Origin of the sequence: Salmonella sp. SSDFZ54 (assembly GCF_004010735.1) — a bacterium.
GTDB classification, from domain to species: Bacteria; Pseudomonadota; Gammaproteobacteria; order Enterobacterales; family Enterobacteriaceae; genus Salmonella; species Salmonella enterica.
Window position 1 is genome coordinate 2,560,659 of record NZ_CP034819.1, and the last position, 15,813, is coordinate 2,576,471.

17 protein-coding genes are annotated in these 15,813 nt (G+C 54.9%); 12 read left to right on the forward strand and 5 right to left on the reverse strand.

The features are described 5' to 3' along the window. Window positions 1-179 precede the first annotated feature (179 nt). The 11 genes from EOS97_RS12740 (at window position 180) to EOS97_RS12790 (ending at window position 8,203) form a co-directional block, all read left to right on the forward strand. Window positions 180-518, forward strand: coding sequence for a glycine dehydrogenase (locus EOS97_RS12740; protein WP_001255103.1), 339 nt, complete (start codon window positions 180-182; stop codon window positions 516-518). 10 nt (window positions 519-528) lie between these two features. After that, window positions 529-891: an SFCGS family glycine-rich protein gene (locus EOS97_RS12745; protein ID WP_000435389.1), complete on the forward strand. Its 363-nt coding sequence runs from the start codon at window positions 529-531 to the stop codon at window positions 889-891. Next, window positions 891-1,193 (forward strand): DUF4312 family protein, encoded by a 303-nt coding sequence (locus tag EOS97_RS12750; protein WP_000975187.1) that lies wholly within the window; start codon window positions 891-893, stop codon window positions 1,191-1,193. The genes EOS97_RS12745 and EOS97_RS12750 overlap by 1 nt, the downstream gene beginning before the upstream one ends. A 22-nt stretch (window positions 1,194-1,215) precedes the next feature. Beyond that, a complete protein-coding gene (locus tag EOS97_RS12755; protein ID WP_000478578.1) occupies window positions 1,216-1,992 on the forward strand; it encodes a DUF4311 domain-containing protein in 777 nt (258 codons plus the stop codon). 11 nt (window positions 1,993-2,003) lie between these two features. Continuing rightward, window positions 2,004-2,648: a DUF4310 family protein gene (locus EOS97_RS12760; protein WP_000392127.1), complete on the forward strand. Its 645-nt coding sequence runs from the start codon at window positions 2,004-2,006 to the stop codon at window positions 2,646-2,648. A gap of 58 nt (window positions 2,649-2,706) precedes the next feature. Further along, entirely contained in the window at window positions 2,707-3,840 is a 1,134-nt protein-coding gene (locus EOS97_RS12765; protein WP_000459941.1) for an amidohydrolase/deacetylase family metallohydrolase, read from the forward strand. Further along, window positions 3,824-4,942 carry a DgaE family pyridoxal phosphate-dependent ammonia lyase gene (locus EOS97_RS12770; protein WP_001139181.1) on the forward strand — a complete coding sequence of 373 codons (1,119 nt, stop codon included), beginning with the start codon at window positions 3,824-3,826 and terminating at the stop codon, window positions 4,940-4,942. Before EOS97_RS12765 ends, EOS97_RS12770 begins: the two co-directional genes overlap by 17 nt. After that, on the forward strand, window positions 4,939-5,679 hold the full coding sequence (locus EOS97_RS12775; RefSeq protein WP_000779267.1) for a KDGP aldolase family protein: 741 nt from the start codon (window positions 4,939-4,941) through the stop codon (window positions 5,677-5,679). The genes EOS97_RS12770 and EOS97_RS12775 overlap by 4 nt, the downstream gene beginning before the upstream one ends. Window positions 5,680-5,695: 16 nt before the next feature. Further along, on the forward strand, window positions 5,696-7,609 hold the full coding sequence (locus EOS97_RS12780; protein ID WP_001212145.1) for a BglG family transcription antiterminator: 1,914 nt from the start codon (window positions 5,696-5,698) through the stop codon (window positions 7,607-7,609). Between the two features lie 77 nt (window positions 7,610-7,686). Then, window positions 7,687-7,929 carry a type II toxin-antitoxin system RelB/DinJ family antitoxin gene (locus EOS97_RS12785; protein WP_000212724.1) on the forward strand — a complete coding sequence of 81 codons (243 nt, stop codon included), beginning with the start codon at window positions 7,687-7,689 and terminating at the stop codon, window positions 7,927-7,929. Then, on the forward strand, window positions 7,919-8,203 hold the full coding sequence (locus tag EOS97_RS12790; RefSeq protein ID WP_000220577.1) for a type II toxin-antitoxin system RelE/ParE family toxin: 285 nt from the start codon (window positions 7,919-7,921) through the stop codon (window positions 8,201-8,203). Before EOS97_RS12785 ends, EOS97_RS12790 begins: the two co-directional genes overlap by 11 nt. A gap of 3 nt (window positions 8,204-8,206) precedes the next feature. Here EOS97_RS12790 and nrdG read toward each other — a convergent pair whose 3' ends face one another. From nrdG to treR, 5 genes are all read right to left on the reverse strand, one after another. After that, complete coding sequence (gene nrdG / locus EOS97_RS12795) at window positions 8,207-8,671, reverse strand: anaerobic ribonucleoside-triphosphate reductase-activating protein (protein WP_001268863.1); 465 nt, start codon at window positions 8,669-8,671, stop codon at window positions 8,207-8,209. A 120-nt stretch (window positions 8,672-8,791) separates the two neighbouring features. Beyond that, on the reverse strand, window positions 8,792-10,930 hold the full coding sequence (gene nrdD / locus EOS97_RS12800; RefSeq protein WP_000187821.1) for an anaerobic ribonucleoside-triphosphate reductase: 2,139 nt from the start codon (window positions 10,928-10,930) through the stop codon (window positions 8,792-8,794). A gap of 408 nt (window positions 10,931-11,338) precedes the next feature. Continuing rightward, window positions 11,339-12,991: an alpha,alpha-phosphotrehalase gene (gene treC, locus EOS97_RS12805; RefSeq protein WP_000155037.1), complete on the reverse strand. Its 1,653-nt coding sequence runs from the start codon at window positions 12,989-12,991 to the stop codon at window positions 11,339-11,341. A gap of 49 nt (window positions 12,992-13,040) precedes the next feature. Then, window positions 13,041-14,459: a PTS trehalose transporter subunit IIBC gene (treB, locus tag EOS97_RS12810; protein ID WP_000048830.1), complete on the reverse strand. Its 1,419-nt coding sequence runs from the start codon at window positions 14,457-14,459 to the stop codon at window positions 13,041-13,043. A 137-nt stretch (window positions 14,460-14,596) separates the two neighbouring features. Next, window positions 14,597-15,544, reverse strand: coding sequence for a trehalose operon repressor TreR (treR, locus tag EOS97_RS12815; protein ID WP_001181297.1), 948 nt, complete (start codon window positions 15,542-15,544; stop codon window positions 14,597-14,599). 189 nt (window positions 15,545-15,733) lie between these two features. Here treR and mgtL point away from each other — a divergent pair, with 189 nt between their 5' ends. After that, the gene (mgtL, locus tag EOS97_RS27500; RefSeq protein WP_099374030.1) at window positions 15,734-15,787 is read left to right on the forward strand and encodes a mgtA regulatory leader peptide MgtL; all 54 of its coding nucleotides are present in this window, start codon (window positions 15,734-15,736) and stop codon (window positions 15,785-15,787) included. The last annotated feature ends 26 nt before the right edge of the window (window positions 15,788-15,813 follow it).

Sequence of the window (15,813 nt, forward strand, 5' to 3'; positions counted from 1 at the left end):
TCGCCATTTCCTCTTTATGCCGCGATAGATCTCACACTTTCCCGGCGATAATTCATTAATGCCGCCTTTTCTGTGGTGCAGATCACCTATCCCACTCGCGTTTCCACTTCGAGGTGGAAAATAACTCGCTACAAACTTTTAACCCTTACCGCTAGTTTTATCTCATTGCCATTAACGGGGTGAGACGCGTGGATAACGGAGCAGTAAAACACGATGCTGGTGAGCGAATTAACGAACTGGCTGAACAGGTGTTAACGCAGGTGGATGGCCTGCTGGGGCGGCATCACATTGTCCCCAATGCGGTACAGACGCAAATGCTGACCTCGCACGTTCGCGCGATGGCGCACCGGTCAATTACCGGCGAGCCTTTACCGGAAGTCGATGCCAGCTTGTTTGATGAAATCTCAGCCGAATCAATGGCGCTCGCCCGCGAAATCGTGGCGGCGTTTGGCAACCTTCCTGACGAAGAAGCCTGGCTATTATCGGTACATTTTGAAGTCGCGAAAGACAACCTCTAAGGAGCAAAAAATGGAACAGATTACCGTCGTGATTGGCGATCGCCTGGGTAAAGGCCAGAAAGTGGCGGCAGGCGTGGAAAAAGCGGGCGGTCGCGCGGTCGTCGTACCGGGCGTCGCGGCAGACATGAAGCTGGGCGATGTGATGAAAGCGGAAAACGCCACTTTCGGCATTTCATTTTGCGGCAGCGGCGGCGCGGGTGCTATCACCGCGCAAAACAAGCATGGCTACAAAGCCAAATATGGCATGCGGTCAGTGGATGAAGGCGTCACCGCTATTAATGAAGGCTGCAACGTGTTGGGTTTCGGCTTTATGGATAAAGAAGAGCTCGGCGAGCGCCTGGTGCAGGCGTGGCAAAAGAAATACGGCGCCTGATGATGAAAGAGCAATTCACCACCACGGTGAGAGTAAAAGGCAAGGGCGACGCCAAAGCACGCGCCTTTGCCGATGCGCTGAACCATGTTCAGTCGGCGGTGATGAGAGAGTCGCCGTATATCTTACTGCGTATTGAGCCACAGGATGTGCGGATTGTTCAGGCGCATGAGTCGGTGCGTAAAGAGGCCTTTCTGTTTTTCTTTTTGCGCCGGGAACGACGCACTTACAGCGTGGAGCTGGATGTGACCGTCAACGTGACCGCCATCAATCTCGACAGGGTGGATTTCGTCGCGAAACGCTGATTTTTATTAAAAAGGCATAGTTATGTTCCTGATAATACTAATTAAATCGCTCATTATCGGCGCGCTGGTCGGCGTAGGGGTGGGCGCTGGGGCTGCACGCATGTTTCACGCGCCAACCACGCAGGGGATGGGCGCGTTCCGTACGTTGGGCGAACTCAACTCTTGTGAAGGCGACCCGGCATCTCACTTCTCCTTTGGGCTGGGTTTCTTCTTTAACGCCTGGGCGTCGTCTGTGGCGGCCGGATCGTTCACCCAGGATGTCGATCACCGCATCATCCCTAACTGGGGCGCGGCGGCGCTAATGATCAAAAACCGTAACGTCGGCGAGACGCTGCACGACCCGAAAAAAATGGCGATCGCCTGCGCCGTCATCGGCATGATTGTCGTAACGTTCCTTAACCTGACCGCCTCATCCGTGCCAGAGGCGCTACAGGTGACGGCGGTTAAGGTGCTGGTACCGGCGGCAAACCTGCTGGTCAACATCGTCATGCCTGTGATCTTCTGGTTAGCGGCGATCGACGCTGGTAAAAAATCGGGCTTCTGGGCCACCGTTTTCGGCGGCGCGGCGCAGCTCATCATGGGGAACGCCGTACCGGGGCTGGTGCTGGGTATTTTGATCGGTAAAGGCGTAGAAGAGAGCGGCTGGAACCATGTCACCAAAGTGATGATGGTCGCCATCGTTTTGCTGTTTGTGTTGAGCGGCTTCTTCCGCGGCTTCGACATGAAAATGATCGAGTCTTTCAACATGACGGTACCGAACTGGCTTGAACTGATCCACAACTCGCTCAGCGGCAAATAACGGAGGCCACAATGGAAGAGAATAAAGGTTTTTGGTATGCCGACTGGTCGTTCCCGATCTTTGTTGGCCTGCTCTCCTCCGGCGTTTTCGCCGGGACGCATATGTACTATCTGTACGGTATCGGCGCATTTAACGAAGTCGCTTTTGTGGCGATGTTGAAAGCGGGGATGGATACCGGCGTCTACGGCGCGGTCGCCGCTTTCGGCGCCAGCTTTTTATTTGCCCGCATTATCGAAGGTTCGCTGGTCGGAATTCTGGATATCGGCGGGGCAATTCAGACCGGCGTGGGCTTAGGGGTTCCGGCGTTACTGCTGGGGGCTGGCTTTGTCTTCCCGGTGGCGAACTTTATCGCTTCGCTGATAACCGGTCTGGTGATTGGCCTGGCGATTGGCTACATCATTATTCTGGCGCGTAAGTTCACCATTAATCAGAGCGACTCCACGTACGGGGCGGACGTCATGATGGGGGCCGGTAACACTTCAGGCCGTTTTCTGGGGCCGTTGATTATCCTCAGCGCCATGACGGCATCGATTCCCATTGGTCTGGGCTCTCTGGTGGGCGCGCTGCTGTTTTATATCTGGCAGAAGCCGATTACCGGCGGCGCGATTTTAGGCGCGATGATCCTCGGTTCCATCTTCCCGATTGCGATTAGCTAACTGTTGATTTGTAGGCCGGATAAGGCGGTTGCGCCGCCATCCGGCAAAGGAGAGAACGATGTTTGATTTACTCCTGCGCCATGCGCGTCTGGTCGATGACACGCTGACTAATATTGCCCTGCAAGATGGCAAAATCGCGGCGTTGGGTGACGTTGATGGTCCGGCGCTGAAAACCATTGACCTGCGCGGCGAGTGTTACGTTAGTGCGGGTTGGATTGATTCTCACGTTCACTGCTACCCGACATCACCGATTTATCACGACGAACCGGACAGCGTGGGTATTGCCACTGGCGTTACCACAGTGGTGGATGCCGGTAGCACTGGCGCAGACGACATTGATGATTTCTATGCTCTGACGCGTCAGGCGACCACTGACGTTTATGCGCTGCTGAATATTTCCCGCGTCGGGCTGATAGCTCAGAATGAACTGGCTAACATGGCCAATATTGACGCCGATGCGGTCCGGCAGGCGGTAAAACGCCACCCGGATTTTATCGTCGGCCTCAAGGCGCGGATGAGCAGCAGCGTAGTAGGCGTTAACGGCATCACGCCGCTGGAACGCGCTAAAGCCATGCAGCAAGAAAACGGCAACCTGCCGCTGATGGTGCATATTGGCAATAACCCGCCGGATCTGGACGAAATCGCGGAGCGTCTGACGGCGGGCGATATCATTACCCACTGTTACAACGGTAAGCCGAACCGTATTCTGACGCCGGAAGGCGAGCTGCGCGCCTCGGTGACACGAGCGCTGGCGCGCGGCGTGCGTCTGGACGTCGGGCATGGTACCGCCAGCCTGAGCTTTGCGGTGGCGAAACGCGCTATTAGCCTGGGGATTTTACCGCATACCATCAGTTCCGATATCTACTGCCGTAACCGCATCAATGGCCCGGTGCATTCGCTGGCTAATGTGATGTCGAAATTCCTCGCCATCGGCATGTCGCTGCCGCAGGTCATTGCGTGCGTGACGGCCAATGCCGCCGATAGCCTGAATCTGAAAACCAAAGGGCGTCTTCAGCCGGGTCTGGATGCCGACCTGACCCTCTTTACGCTTAAACGCCAGCCCGCCGTGTTGGTAGACGCGGAAAACGACAGCTTACAGGCTGAAGAATTGCTGACGCCGCTTGCCGCGATACGCGCAGGCAAGGGCTATATGACCGAACAAGGGAGCGCGGAACATGCCTTCGATTTTTGAGAAGTATCAATTAAAACAGGTGATTAACGCCTCCGGACGTATGACGGCGCTCGGTGTCTCTACGCCGCGCCCGGAAGTGATAGACGCGGCGATGGCCGGAATGAATCAGTATTTCGAGATGAAAGATCTGGTGAATAAAACCGGTGAGTACATTGCGAAATTGTTGGAAGTGGAAGGGGCGACGGTAGTCTCCTGCGCCAGTGCGGGCCTTGCCCAGTCGGTTGCCGCGGTCCTGGTTCAGGACAGCGACTGGCTGCTGGAAAACCTGCACGTTACACCGATTGAAAATAACGAAATCGTCCTGCCAAAGGGCCACAACGTCAACTTTGGCGCGCCGGTGGGAACGATGGTGGCGCTGGGCGGCGGCAAACTGGTGGAAGCCGGTTACGCCAACGAATGTTCCGCCGCGCAGTTGGCGGCGGCCATTACGCCGCGCACGGCGGCTATTCTCTATATCAAATCTCACCACTGCGTGCAGAAAAGTATGCTCAGCGTGGAGCAGGCTGCGGTGGTGGCGCGCACGCATAATCTCCCGCTGATTGTGGACGCGGCGGCGGAAGAAGATTTGCAGTGCTACTACCGCGTGGGCGCAGATCTCGTTATCTATAGCGGCGCGAAAGCGATTGAAGGGCCGACCAGCGGGCTGGTGATTGGTAAAACGCAGTATGTTGAGTGGGTAAAACGTCAGTCAGCGGGCATAGGCCGGGCGATGAAGGTCGGCAAAGAGGGAATTGTTGGCCTGACCTGCGCCATTGAATTGTACCTGCGGGCGCAAAAAGAGAGCGGCGCGGAGATGGTAGAAAAAATGGCGCCCTTTATCGACACGTTGAACACGTTTAACGGCGTCAGCGCCCGCGTGGTGTGGGACAGCGCCGGACGCGACATCGCGCGCACGGAAATTAAGTTTGATGAAGCCGTTACCGGCATCGCCACAGGCGAACTGGTAGACGCGCTGAAGCAAGGGGAATACGCGATTTACTTTCGCGGATACAAAGCCAACGAAGGGATTATTGAAGCGGATGTCCGCAGCGTCGATCGCGCGCAGTTAGCGATTGTGGCGCGTCGTATTGGCGAGGTGATTAATCAGGAGAAAAAAGCATGAAACTAACCCCTAACTTTTACCGCGATCGCGTTTGCCTGAACGTACTGGCCGGTTCGAAAGATAACGCCCGGGAAATCTACGCGGCGGCGGAAGGTCATGTGCTGGTTGGCGTGCTCTCCAAAAACTATCCGGATGTGGCAAGCGCAGTCACGGATATGCGTGAATATGCGGCGCTTATCGATAATGCGCTCTCCGTCGGACTGGGGGCAGGCGATCCTAACCAGTCGGCGATGGTGAGCGAAATCTCGCGTCAGGTACAGCCGCAGCATGTCAACCAGGTGTTTACCGGCGTAGGGGCCAGCCGGGCGCTGCTGGGGCAAAATGAGACGGTGGTGAACGGTCTTGTCTCGCCGACCGGCACGCCGGGGCTGGTGAAAATTTCCACCGGCCCGCTAAGCAGCCGCGCGCCGGACGGCATCGTACCCATAGAAACGGCGATTGCGCTACTCAAAGACATGGGCGGCAGCTCTGTTAAATACTTTCCGATGGGAGGACTCACCTGTCGCGACGAGTATAAAGCGGTGGCTGACGCCTGCGCCCGCCATGATTTCTGGCTGGAACCGACGGGCGGTATCGATCTGGAAAACTTCGCCGAGATTCTGCACATCGCCCTTGATGCAGGTGTAAGCAAAATCATTCCTCACATTTATAGTTCGATTATTGATAAGGTGAGCGGCAACACCCGTGCGGACGATGTGCGTCAGTTACTCGCTATCGTCCGGTCGCGTGTCGGCTAATCATGAGGAGAGAGACGTGCGATTCCCCAACCAACGTTTAGCGCAGCTATTTGCGATGCTGCAAAACGAGACGCTGCCGCAGGACGAGCTGGCGCAGCGGTTGTCGGTCTCCACGCGTACTGTTCGGGCGGATATCGCCGCGCTGAACATGTTGCTGACGCCGCATGGCGCGCAATTTACTCTCAGCCGCGGCAACGGGTATCAGCTCAAAATTGATGATCCGGCACGTTATCAATCCCTGCAAACGCAGCAATCTCCCACGCTGGCGCGCGGTCCGCGCACCAGCCAGGAGCGGATACACTACTTGCTGGCGCGTTTTTTAACCTCCGCCTTCTCGCTGAAGCTGGAGGATTTGGCAGATGAATGGTTTGTCAGCCGTGCGACGCTGCAGAACGACATGGCGGACGTACGCGAGCATTTGCTGCGTTATCATCTGACGCTGGAAACGCGTCCGCGTCATGGCATGAAATTGTTTGGCGGAGAGATGGCGATTCGCGCCTGTCTGACCGACCTTTTATGGACGCTGGCGCAGCAGGAGCCCTCCCATCCGTTAATTGTTAGTACCACGCTGAACACCGAGGTGTCTCAACGGCTGCAGTCTCTTTTACCGGATATTTTCTCTCATTGTCAAATCCGCCTGACCGATGAGGGCGAGCTGTTTCTGCGTTTATACTGCGCGGTGGCGGTACGGCGTATTCGCGAGGGGTATCCGTTATCGGAATGCGTGGCGGAGGAGGTCGATGAAAAGGTGCGCCATGCGGCGCATGAGATTGCGGAGCTACTACAACAGCTGGCCGACAAGCCGCTGTCGGAGCCGGAAGTAAGCTGGCTGAAGGTGCATATTGCCGCCCGCCAGGTACAGGAAATTGCCCCCAGCGCCATTAATGCCGATGATGAAGAGGCGCTGGTGCGCTATATCCTCAATTTTATTAATACCCAGTACAACTATAACCTGTTGAATGATAAACAGCTCCACGCGGACTTGCTGACCCACATCAAAACGATGATCACCCGCGTGCGCTACCAGATCATGATCCCCAACCCACTACTGGAAAATATTAAGCAGCACTATCCGATGGCGTGGGATATGACGTTGGCGGCGATATCGAGTTGGGGAAAATACACGCCGTATACCATTAGCGAAAACGAAATCGGTTTTCTGGTGCTGCATATTGGCGTTGGGCTGGAACGTAGTTACAACATTGGCTACCAGCGGCAGCCGCAGGTACTGCTGGTGTGCGATGCTGGTAATGCGATGGTGCGGATGATTGAAGCGGTACTGGCGCGGAAATACCCGCAGATTGAGATTGCCCGCACTCTGACACTACGCGACTATGAGGCGCGGGACAGTATTGTGGAGGATTTTGTGATTTCCACGGCGCGGATCGGCGAAAAAGATAAACCGGTTATCATGATCGCCCCCTTTCCTACCGACTATCAATTGGAGCAGATCGGTAAGCTGGTGCTGGTGGACAGAACCCGTCCGTGGATGCTGGATAAATATTTCGATGCCTCGCATTTTCGCATCGTGGAGGGGGAAATAGATCAACAGACGCTGTTTAAAACGCTGTGCGATCAGTTGCACGAGGAAGGCTTTGTTGATGCGGCGTTTCTCGATTCGGTTATTGAACGTGAAGCTATCGTCAGTACGTTATTAGGCGACGGGATTGCCTTGCCACACGCGCTGGGGCTGCTGGCGAAGAAAACGGTGGTTTATACGGTACTCGCGCCACAGGGGATTGCCTGGGGTGACGAAACGGCGCACGTTATTTTTTTACTCGCCATCAGCAAAAGTGAGTATGAAGAGGCGATGGCCATCTACGATATTTTCGTCACTTTCCTGCGCGAACGCGCCATGACGCGCCTCTGCGCATGTCAGAATTTTACGCAATTTAAAACGGTCGCGATGGAGTGCGTGAGTCGTTTTTGAGAGGCGTTATCCAGAATTCGATGTAATGCGAATGTAATGCTAAACTGCATTACACATTCGATTCTACTGGAGGCATAATGGCCACGCTGAACGTCCGTCTGGATGACAAACTCAAAAATGAGGCTTATGCCGTGCTGGAAAAACTGAACATTACTCCAACGGAAGCCGTGCGATTACTGTTCCAGTACGTCGCGGAAACGGGGCGCATGCCAGTGAAAACCGTCACTCTTAGCGACAGTGAAGATGCACTGATTCAGACAGTTCGGGAGAGGCTGTCTAGTCCGCAAAAGGGAATCAAGGTTAGTCTGGATGACTTATGAACTGGAATTCGACCCGAGGGCCTTAAAAGAGTGGCATAAGCTGGGCGATACGGTGAAGGCTCAGCTTAAGAAAAAGTTGGCTGATGTGCTATTGAACCCCAGAATCGACTCTGCCCGTTTAAACGATCTTCCTGACTGCTATAAAATTAAGCTTAAATCGTCCGGTTATCGTCTGGTGTACCAGGTTCGGGATGACGTTGTGATTGTGTTTGTTGTCGCGGTCGGCAAGCGAGAACATTCAGCCGTCTATCACGATGCAAACAAACGGCTTTAGCGATCAACGCAAATGATGCACTACCTGGTTGCTGCTACCGCGCCAGATAAGCGCCGGGTCTTTCAGATCCTGCACAAATTTGCCATCGACCAGCACGTTGATGAGATCGACCACCTGCATCTGCGCGGCGTTGAGTTCATCGAGCTTGTAGCCGGTCCACACCCAGATATCTTTCCCCGGGCACTCCGCGTGGATGCGTTGTACCAGTGCCAGGATATCCGGTACGTTTTGCGGATGCAGCGGATCGCCGCCCGACAGCGAGATCCCCTGACGGTGAATGCGCGTGTCGTTCAGATCGGCAATGATCTTATCTTCCACCTCTTTGGTAAACGGCTGGCCGGAATTGAGCCGCCAGGTGCTTTTGTTATAGCAGCCAGGGCATTCGTGCACGCACCCTGACACAAACAGGGTGCAGCGGGTGCCGGGGCCGTTAACGATGTCTACGGGATAGTATTGATGGTAGCGCATAGCGGGTGTCCAGAAAGCATGTAGGCCGGATAAGGTGCTTGCACCGCATCCGGCAACATTGTGATGCCTGATGACGACGCGATTGCGTCTTATCAGGCCTACGGTCTTTGCAAACGGAAATTAACCGATCTGCCCATTGCCTAAATGCTTCACGCGGCGCTTCACTTCTTCCTGCTTACCGGCGTTAAATGGGCGTGCGTCCGGGCTGCCTAAATAACCGCACACGCGGCGGGTGACCGAGACGCGCGCGGCGTCGTGGTTGCCGCATTTCGGGCAGGTGAAACCTTTACTGGTACATTCGAACTCGCCGGTAAAGCCGCACTCGTAGCATTCATCGATCGGCGTGTTGGTGCCGTAATACGGTACATGCTGATAGCTGTAATCCCAGACATCTTCCAGCGCTTTCAGGTTGTGCTGAATGTTCGGGTATTCGCCGTAGCAAATGAAACCCCCGTTCGCCAGCGGCGGATACGGTGCTTCGAAATCGATTTTGTCGTACGGGTTGACCTTCTTCTCCACGTCGAGGTGGAAGCTGTTGGTGTAGTAACCTTTATCGGTTACGCCCGGCACCACGCCGAACTCGGCGGTATCCAGACGGCAGAAGCGGTCACAGAGGTTTTCGCTTGGCGTGCTGTACAGGCTAAAGCCGTAGCCGGTCTCTTCTTTCCACTGATCCACGGCCTGGCGCAGACGCTCCACAATCGCGATGCCTTTAGCGCGAAGCTGCTCGCTGTCGTACAGGTGCTCGCCGCCGAACAGCGCGTTAATGGTTTCATGGATACCAATGTAGCCCAGAGAGATGGACGCACGACCATTTTTAAAGATTTCAGACACGTCGTCGTCCGCTTTCAGCCGCACGCCGCAGGCGCCTTCCATATACAGGATAGGCGCGACGCGGGCTTTCACGCCTTCAAGGCGGGCGATACGGGTCATCAGCGCCTTCCGCGCCAGCGCCAGACGTTCATCCAGCAGTTTCCAGAATGCGGTTTCGTCGCCTTTTGCTTCCAGCGCGATGCGCGGCAGGTTAAGGCTAATCACGCCCAGGTTGTTACGCCCGTCGTGGATCTGCTCGCCGTTTTCGTTCTCCCACACGCCGAGGAAGCTGCGGCAGCCCATTGGCGTTTTGAACGAACCGGTGACTTTGACCACCTGATCGTAGTTGAGGATGTCCGGATACATGCGCTTGCTCGCGCACTCCAGCGCCAGTTGTTTAATGTCGTAGTTCGGATCGCCAAACTTGTGGTTCAAGCCGTCGCGGATAGCGAAGACCAGTTTCGGGAACACGGCGGTTTTGCGATTTTTACCCAGACCGGCGATACGGTTACGCAAAATAGACGCCTGGATCAGACGCGACTCCCAACTGGTGCCGAGGCCAAAACCAAAGGTCACGAAAGGCGTCTGGCCGTTAGCGGTGTGCAGCGTGTTAACTTCGTATTCCAGCGACTGGAACGCGTCGTAGCACTCTTTTTCGGTGCGAGAACGCGCATACCCTTCGGCATCCGGGATCTGCCACTCATCGGCGGTTTTGCGGTGCTTGTTATAGCTTTCGGTGACAAACGGCGCCAGCACTTCGTCGATACGGTTAATGGTGGTGCCGCCATAAATATGGCTGGCGACCTGCGCGATAATCTGCGCGGTAACGGCAGTGGCGGTAGAGATTGATTTCGGCGGTTCGATCTCGGCGTTACCCATCTTAAAGCCCTGGGTCAACATGCCTTTCAGGTCGATCAACATACAGTTGAACATCGGGAAGAACGGCGAATAGTCGAGATCGTGATAGTGGATATCGCCGCGCTCATGCGCTTGTACTACGTCACGCGGCAACAGGTGCTGGCGGGCATAGTGTTTGGCGACAATCCCGGCCAGCAAATCGCGCTGGGTGGGAATGACTTTACTGTCTTTGTTGGCGTTTTCATTGAGCAACGCGGAGTTAGTTTGCTCTACCAGGCCGCGAATTTCCTGGTTCAGACGACCACGCTTTTCACGCTGAATGTCGCGATCGTGACGGTATTCGATGTAGGCGCGGGCAAGCTGTTTGTACGGGCCGGACATCAGTTGGTTTTCAACCGCAGTTTGGATCTCGTTAATATCCACCTGACTGCGTGCGTTCATTTGGCTGCTAACGACTTCTGCGACGGTGGCACAGTAATCTGCGTCATCGACTCCCGCTGCTTTAGCTGCACGTAGAATGGCTTCCTTAATGCGCTCTGATTTGAATGGCACTTTACAGCCATCTCGTTTCATCACATGCGGTGTCATGATCACTCCATATTTGTAAGAACAGGTTATCCACAGAGGCCGGGGAAGCCATAACAGGTTTATTCATCTCTTTTCCAACGACTTCCCGCAATCCTGACCCAGGTTATCCACAATTCACCTTGTGTCGAGTGAACAGGTGTTGTAGCAATTGTAGTCAATTAATACAACATATTGGGTCGGAGTGCATTTTAAAGTCTATATGTAGTGATTTGCATCAAGGATGTTTGCAATTTTATTGATGTAGAACAAGGTAAAAATCAGAGCGTACAGATGGCGGGCGCTGTAGCGTTTGTAAAAGATAGCAAGAAAAATCTGATTAATTATTCAACAAAAACAGTCAGTAACCTGGAGCAACGCCACAGCCCGTGTCAATAGGTTTGTGGCGTTTATCCGTATAAGGACGTCGCGTTAGCGTTGTAACCACCAGATGGCTTCAAATGGGCGGAGCGTCATCGCGGCTGGCTGGCTGGCGACCTCGCCATAATTGTGCAGTAGCGCCTGCCACTGTCCTTTGATATGCGGTGGATGCCACTCCTGACACTGGTCGCTCAGATTGGCGACAACCAGCAGGGTTTGCCCCTGCCACTGGCGGCGATAACACCATACTGATGGGCTATCCGGGAGGAGATCCTGATAATCGCCCCAGATCAGTACAGGCTGGGTTTTACGTAGCGCAATCAGCTTTTGATAGGTGTAAAACACCGAGTTTTCATCGCGTAATGCCGCCGCGACGTTAACCTCCGTATAGTTATCGCACAGGCTTATCCACGGCTCGCCCTGGGTGAAACCGGCGTTTTTACCGTGGTCCCACTGCATCGGCGTGCGGCTGTTGTCGCGGGATTTACTGGCCAGGATAGCCAGTAGTTCGTCGGGGTCGCGTCCGGCGGCGCGTAGCGCGGCAAACATGTTATGGCTTTCCACGTCGCGATAATCGGTGATGCGGGTAAAGTGTGGGTTGGTCATGCCGATTTCTTCGCCCTGATAGATATAAGGCGTCCCTTGCATACCGTGCAGCGCCATCGCCAGCATTTTCGCGGCTGGAACCCGGTATTCACCCTCGTCGCCAAAGCGGGAAACGATGCGCGGCTGATCGTGATTACACCAGAATAACGCGTTCCAGGCGACGTTATGCATCCCCTGTTGCCAGTGGCGGAACAACGCTTTCAGCGCCACATAATCAGGTTTTGCCAGCGTCCACTTTTCGCCATTGGGGTAATCCACCTTCAGATGATGAAAATTGAAGGTCATCGAGAGTTCGTCGCCGCTAAGCGCGGCATATTGCTGGCAGTTTTCCAGCGTGGTAGAGGACATTTCGCCTACCGTCATCAGATTACGCGGCGTAAAAACATCACGGTTCATTTCGCGTAAAAACGTATGCGCGCGCGGTCCGTCGGTATAAAAGCGGCGTCCGTCGCCCGTCGGATCGTCAGGAAAATCCTGATCTTTGGCGATCAGGTTCACCACGTCCAGACGCAGGCCATCCACGCCGCGATCGGCCCAGAATTCGCAGACCTTTTTCAGCTCGGCGCGCACGGCGGGGTTTTCCCAGTTCAGGTCAGCCTGTTCAGGCGCGAAAAGGTGTAAATAATATTGTTCGCTCTGGCTATGCCAGCGCCAGGCGCTGCCGCCGAATTTGGATTGCCAGTTATTCGGGCAGACATCCGGCGTGCCATCGCGCCAGATATAAAACTGACGGTATGGGCTCTCTTTGTTCAGCGCTTCGCGAAACCAGGCGTGCTGGGTAGAAGTATGGTTAAACACCATATCCAGGATGATACGAATACCGCGTGCTTTCGCCTGCGCGACCAGCTCGTCAAAATCATCCAGCGTGCCGTAGGTCGGGTCGATAGCCGTATAATTTGCGACGTCATAACCGTTATCCACCTGCGGCGAGATATAAAACGGCGTGAGCCAGATGGCATCTACGCCGAGTCGCTGTAGATAGTCAAGGTGCTGCGTGACGCCGCGTAAATCGCCGGTGCCGCTGCCGGTCGTGTCCTGAAAACTTTTCGGGTAGATCTGATAGATAACGCCGTTTTGCCACCAGAGGGGAATAGTCATTGTTGTTTCCTGCAAGTGCGTTGGGACGCAACTGCGCCCCGAAGAAGTATTAGACAATTTGTAATGTGCCCTGACGATGCTTACGCTGATAGATAAAGGTGGTCAGAATCACCGGGATAACGATCGCGATAACCATCGCCATGCCGTACACCTGCCAGTAGCGCGGCGGTATAGACAGGATACCCGGCAGGCCGCCCACGCCGATACCGTTGGCGATGACGCCGTTCAGACCGCAGAGCAGTCCCGCCAGACCAGAGCCGATCATCGCGCATAGCATCGGAAAACGATACTTCAGGTTGATACCGTACATCGCCGGTTCGGTTACCCCAAGGTAAGCGGAAATGGCGGCAGGAACGGAGATCTCGCGTTCATTGTGTTTACGGCTGGAGATGATGATGCCCACCACGGCGGAGGCCTGCGCGATATTCGACAGCGCAATCAGCGGCCAGACTGGCGTACCGCCCATGCTCTGGATCATCTGCATATCGATAGCGAGCGTTGTCTGGTGGACGCCGGTAATGACCAGCGGGGCATACAGGAAGCCGAACAGCGCCGCGCCTATCGGGGCGAAACTGCCGGTCATCAGATAACGTACCGCAAAGGCCACGCCGTCGCCGATCATACGACCAAAGGGGCCGATAAAGGTGTGGGCGAGAAAGACGGCCAGTATCAACGAACACACCGGGACGACGACCAGGTAGAGATAATCCGGCACGATGCGTTTCAACCGCGTTTCAATAAACCCAAGCGCCAGCCCTGCCAGTAGCGCCGGGATAACCTGCGCCTGGTAGCCCACTTTCTCAATGCTAAATAAGCCGAAGTTCCAGACGTCCGGCGTTTGCTGGCCCAGCAGATACGCATTCATCAACTGCGGCGACACCAGCGTCACGCCGAGCACGATACCAAGAATCGGCGTGCCGCCCACTTTTTTCACCGCCGACCAGCAGATCCCCACCGGCAGATAGAAAAAGATCGCTTCGCCGATCAACCATAAAAAATCATAAAGCGTTTTTAGCGCCGGATGCATCTGCGCCAGCGTTTGGCCGTTGCTCATCGGCACATCGCCGATCACGTTACGAAAGCCTAAGATCAAACCGCCGCTGATCAACGCCGGTAGTAGCGGAAAGAAGATCTCCGCGAAATGGGAAATTAACTGCTCATGCCACTTCATGTTCTGGCGAGCGGCTTTTTTTGCCTGCTCTTTATCGGCATACGCTTTGCCGGTGGTCTCCAGCAGCGCGTTATAGTAATCGCCGACTTCGGTGCCGATCACCACCTGAAACTGCCCGGCGTTGGTGAAACAGCCTTTAACCATCGGTAATTGTTCGATCTCTTTTGGCCTGGCGTTCGCGGGCTGGTGGAGCACAAAGCGCAGGCGAGTAATGCAGTGGCTCACCGTGGCGATGTTGTCGCGCCCGCCAACCAGGTCAATCAGCCGGTCGATATCGGCTTGTTTTACTTTGCTCATCGTAAAGCCTCATGGCAGAGGAGGTATGTTATGGGTTGGCGCAAGAGTATCTCTTCAACGTTGGTTTAAAAATGGGAACGTTCCCGAAACGCTGCGACGATCACAAATTACTCGTGGTATTCCGTTTAATCAGTCACTCAGGCGAGGGTAGAAGGAATGACGATCCGGCGCGGATCGCAGCGGCCATTGATCTGTTCGATCAGTTGCGAAGCCGCCTGCCGTCCGGCTTCAGCATAGCCAGGATCGACAGTGACGATCTCCGGGTGCAGGAATTTTATCAGCGGCGTGTTCCCGACGCTTGCCAGTTGCAGCGTCTCAATACGTTGCTCCTGTAAATACTTGCTGGCGCCCAACGCCAGCGTATCGGTGGCGCAGACTAACGCGGTGGTATCCGGCATGATGACGCTTGCCGTATGCTCATAGCCCTGCTTCATGGCAAGACCGGGCAGGGCGGCGACGGGGTGAAGTTTATGTTTTTTGCAAAACGCCAGGTATGCGTCATGCCGACGTTTGCCGGTGGTAATATCGCTATGGGGAACGCCCAGAAAGCTAATGTTGCGGTGTCCCTGCTCATACAGCCGCTGCATAAGGATATGAATCGCGCCCTCGTCGTCGTAACAGACGGAGGCAAAACCTTGCGCATCTCTTGCCAGCAGCACCAGCGAGGCTTTCCAGGGGGCGATCAACTCTTCTGTGATGCCGGTAAAGCCAAACAGCACCACGCCATCAATGTTACGTCGTCTGAGCATGCCCAGATGTTCCATTACCAGCGTCGGCGAGAACTGACTTTCCATCATAATAGGGTCGTAGCCCTGTTCGTAAAACGCAGGCAGCATGGTCTGAACCGCGAGGTTTTCAGACAACGAATCAAGGCGAGTGACGATAATAGCGACCACTTTATCGCTTTGTCCCCGCATCGCGCGGGCGGAGCGGGACGGGGAGAAACCGTGTTGATTCATCACCGCTTCGACACGCTCGCGGGTACGTTCGCTTACGCCGCTTTCATTGTTAAGCACGCGGGAAACGGTTGATTTCCCTACGCCGCTCAGGCGGGCGATGTCTTTGATAGTGAGCCGGTTTTGCATCCTGTTTTCCCGTGGCGTGACGCTGATGGTGATAAAAAGAGTAACTTTACTCAAGCGAAGGGCAATGGGCAAAGTCTGGTTTATCGTTGGTTTAATTACGTAACGGTATGATACCGCCATAATTGCCACAAAACTTATGGATTTATGCGTATAATCCGCGGCGCAAATTATTTACTTACCGGAGGCGACATGGACCCTGAACCCACCCCTCTCCCGCGATGGAGAATTTTCCTTTTCCGGTAAGCCTGCCTCTGCTGTCTTACCGGTGT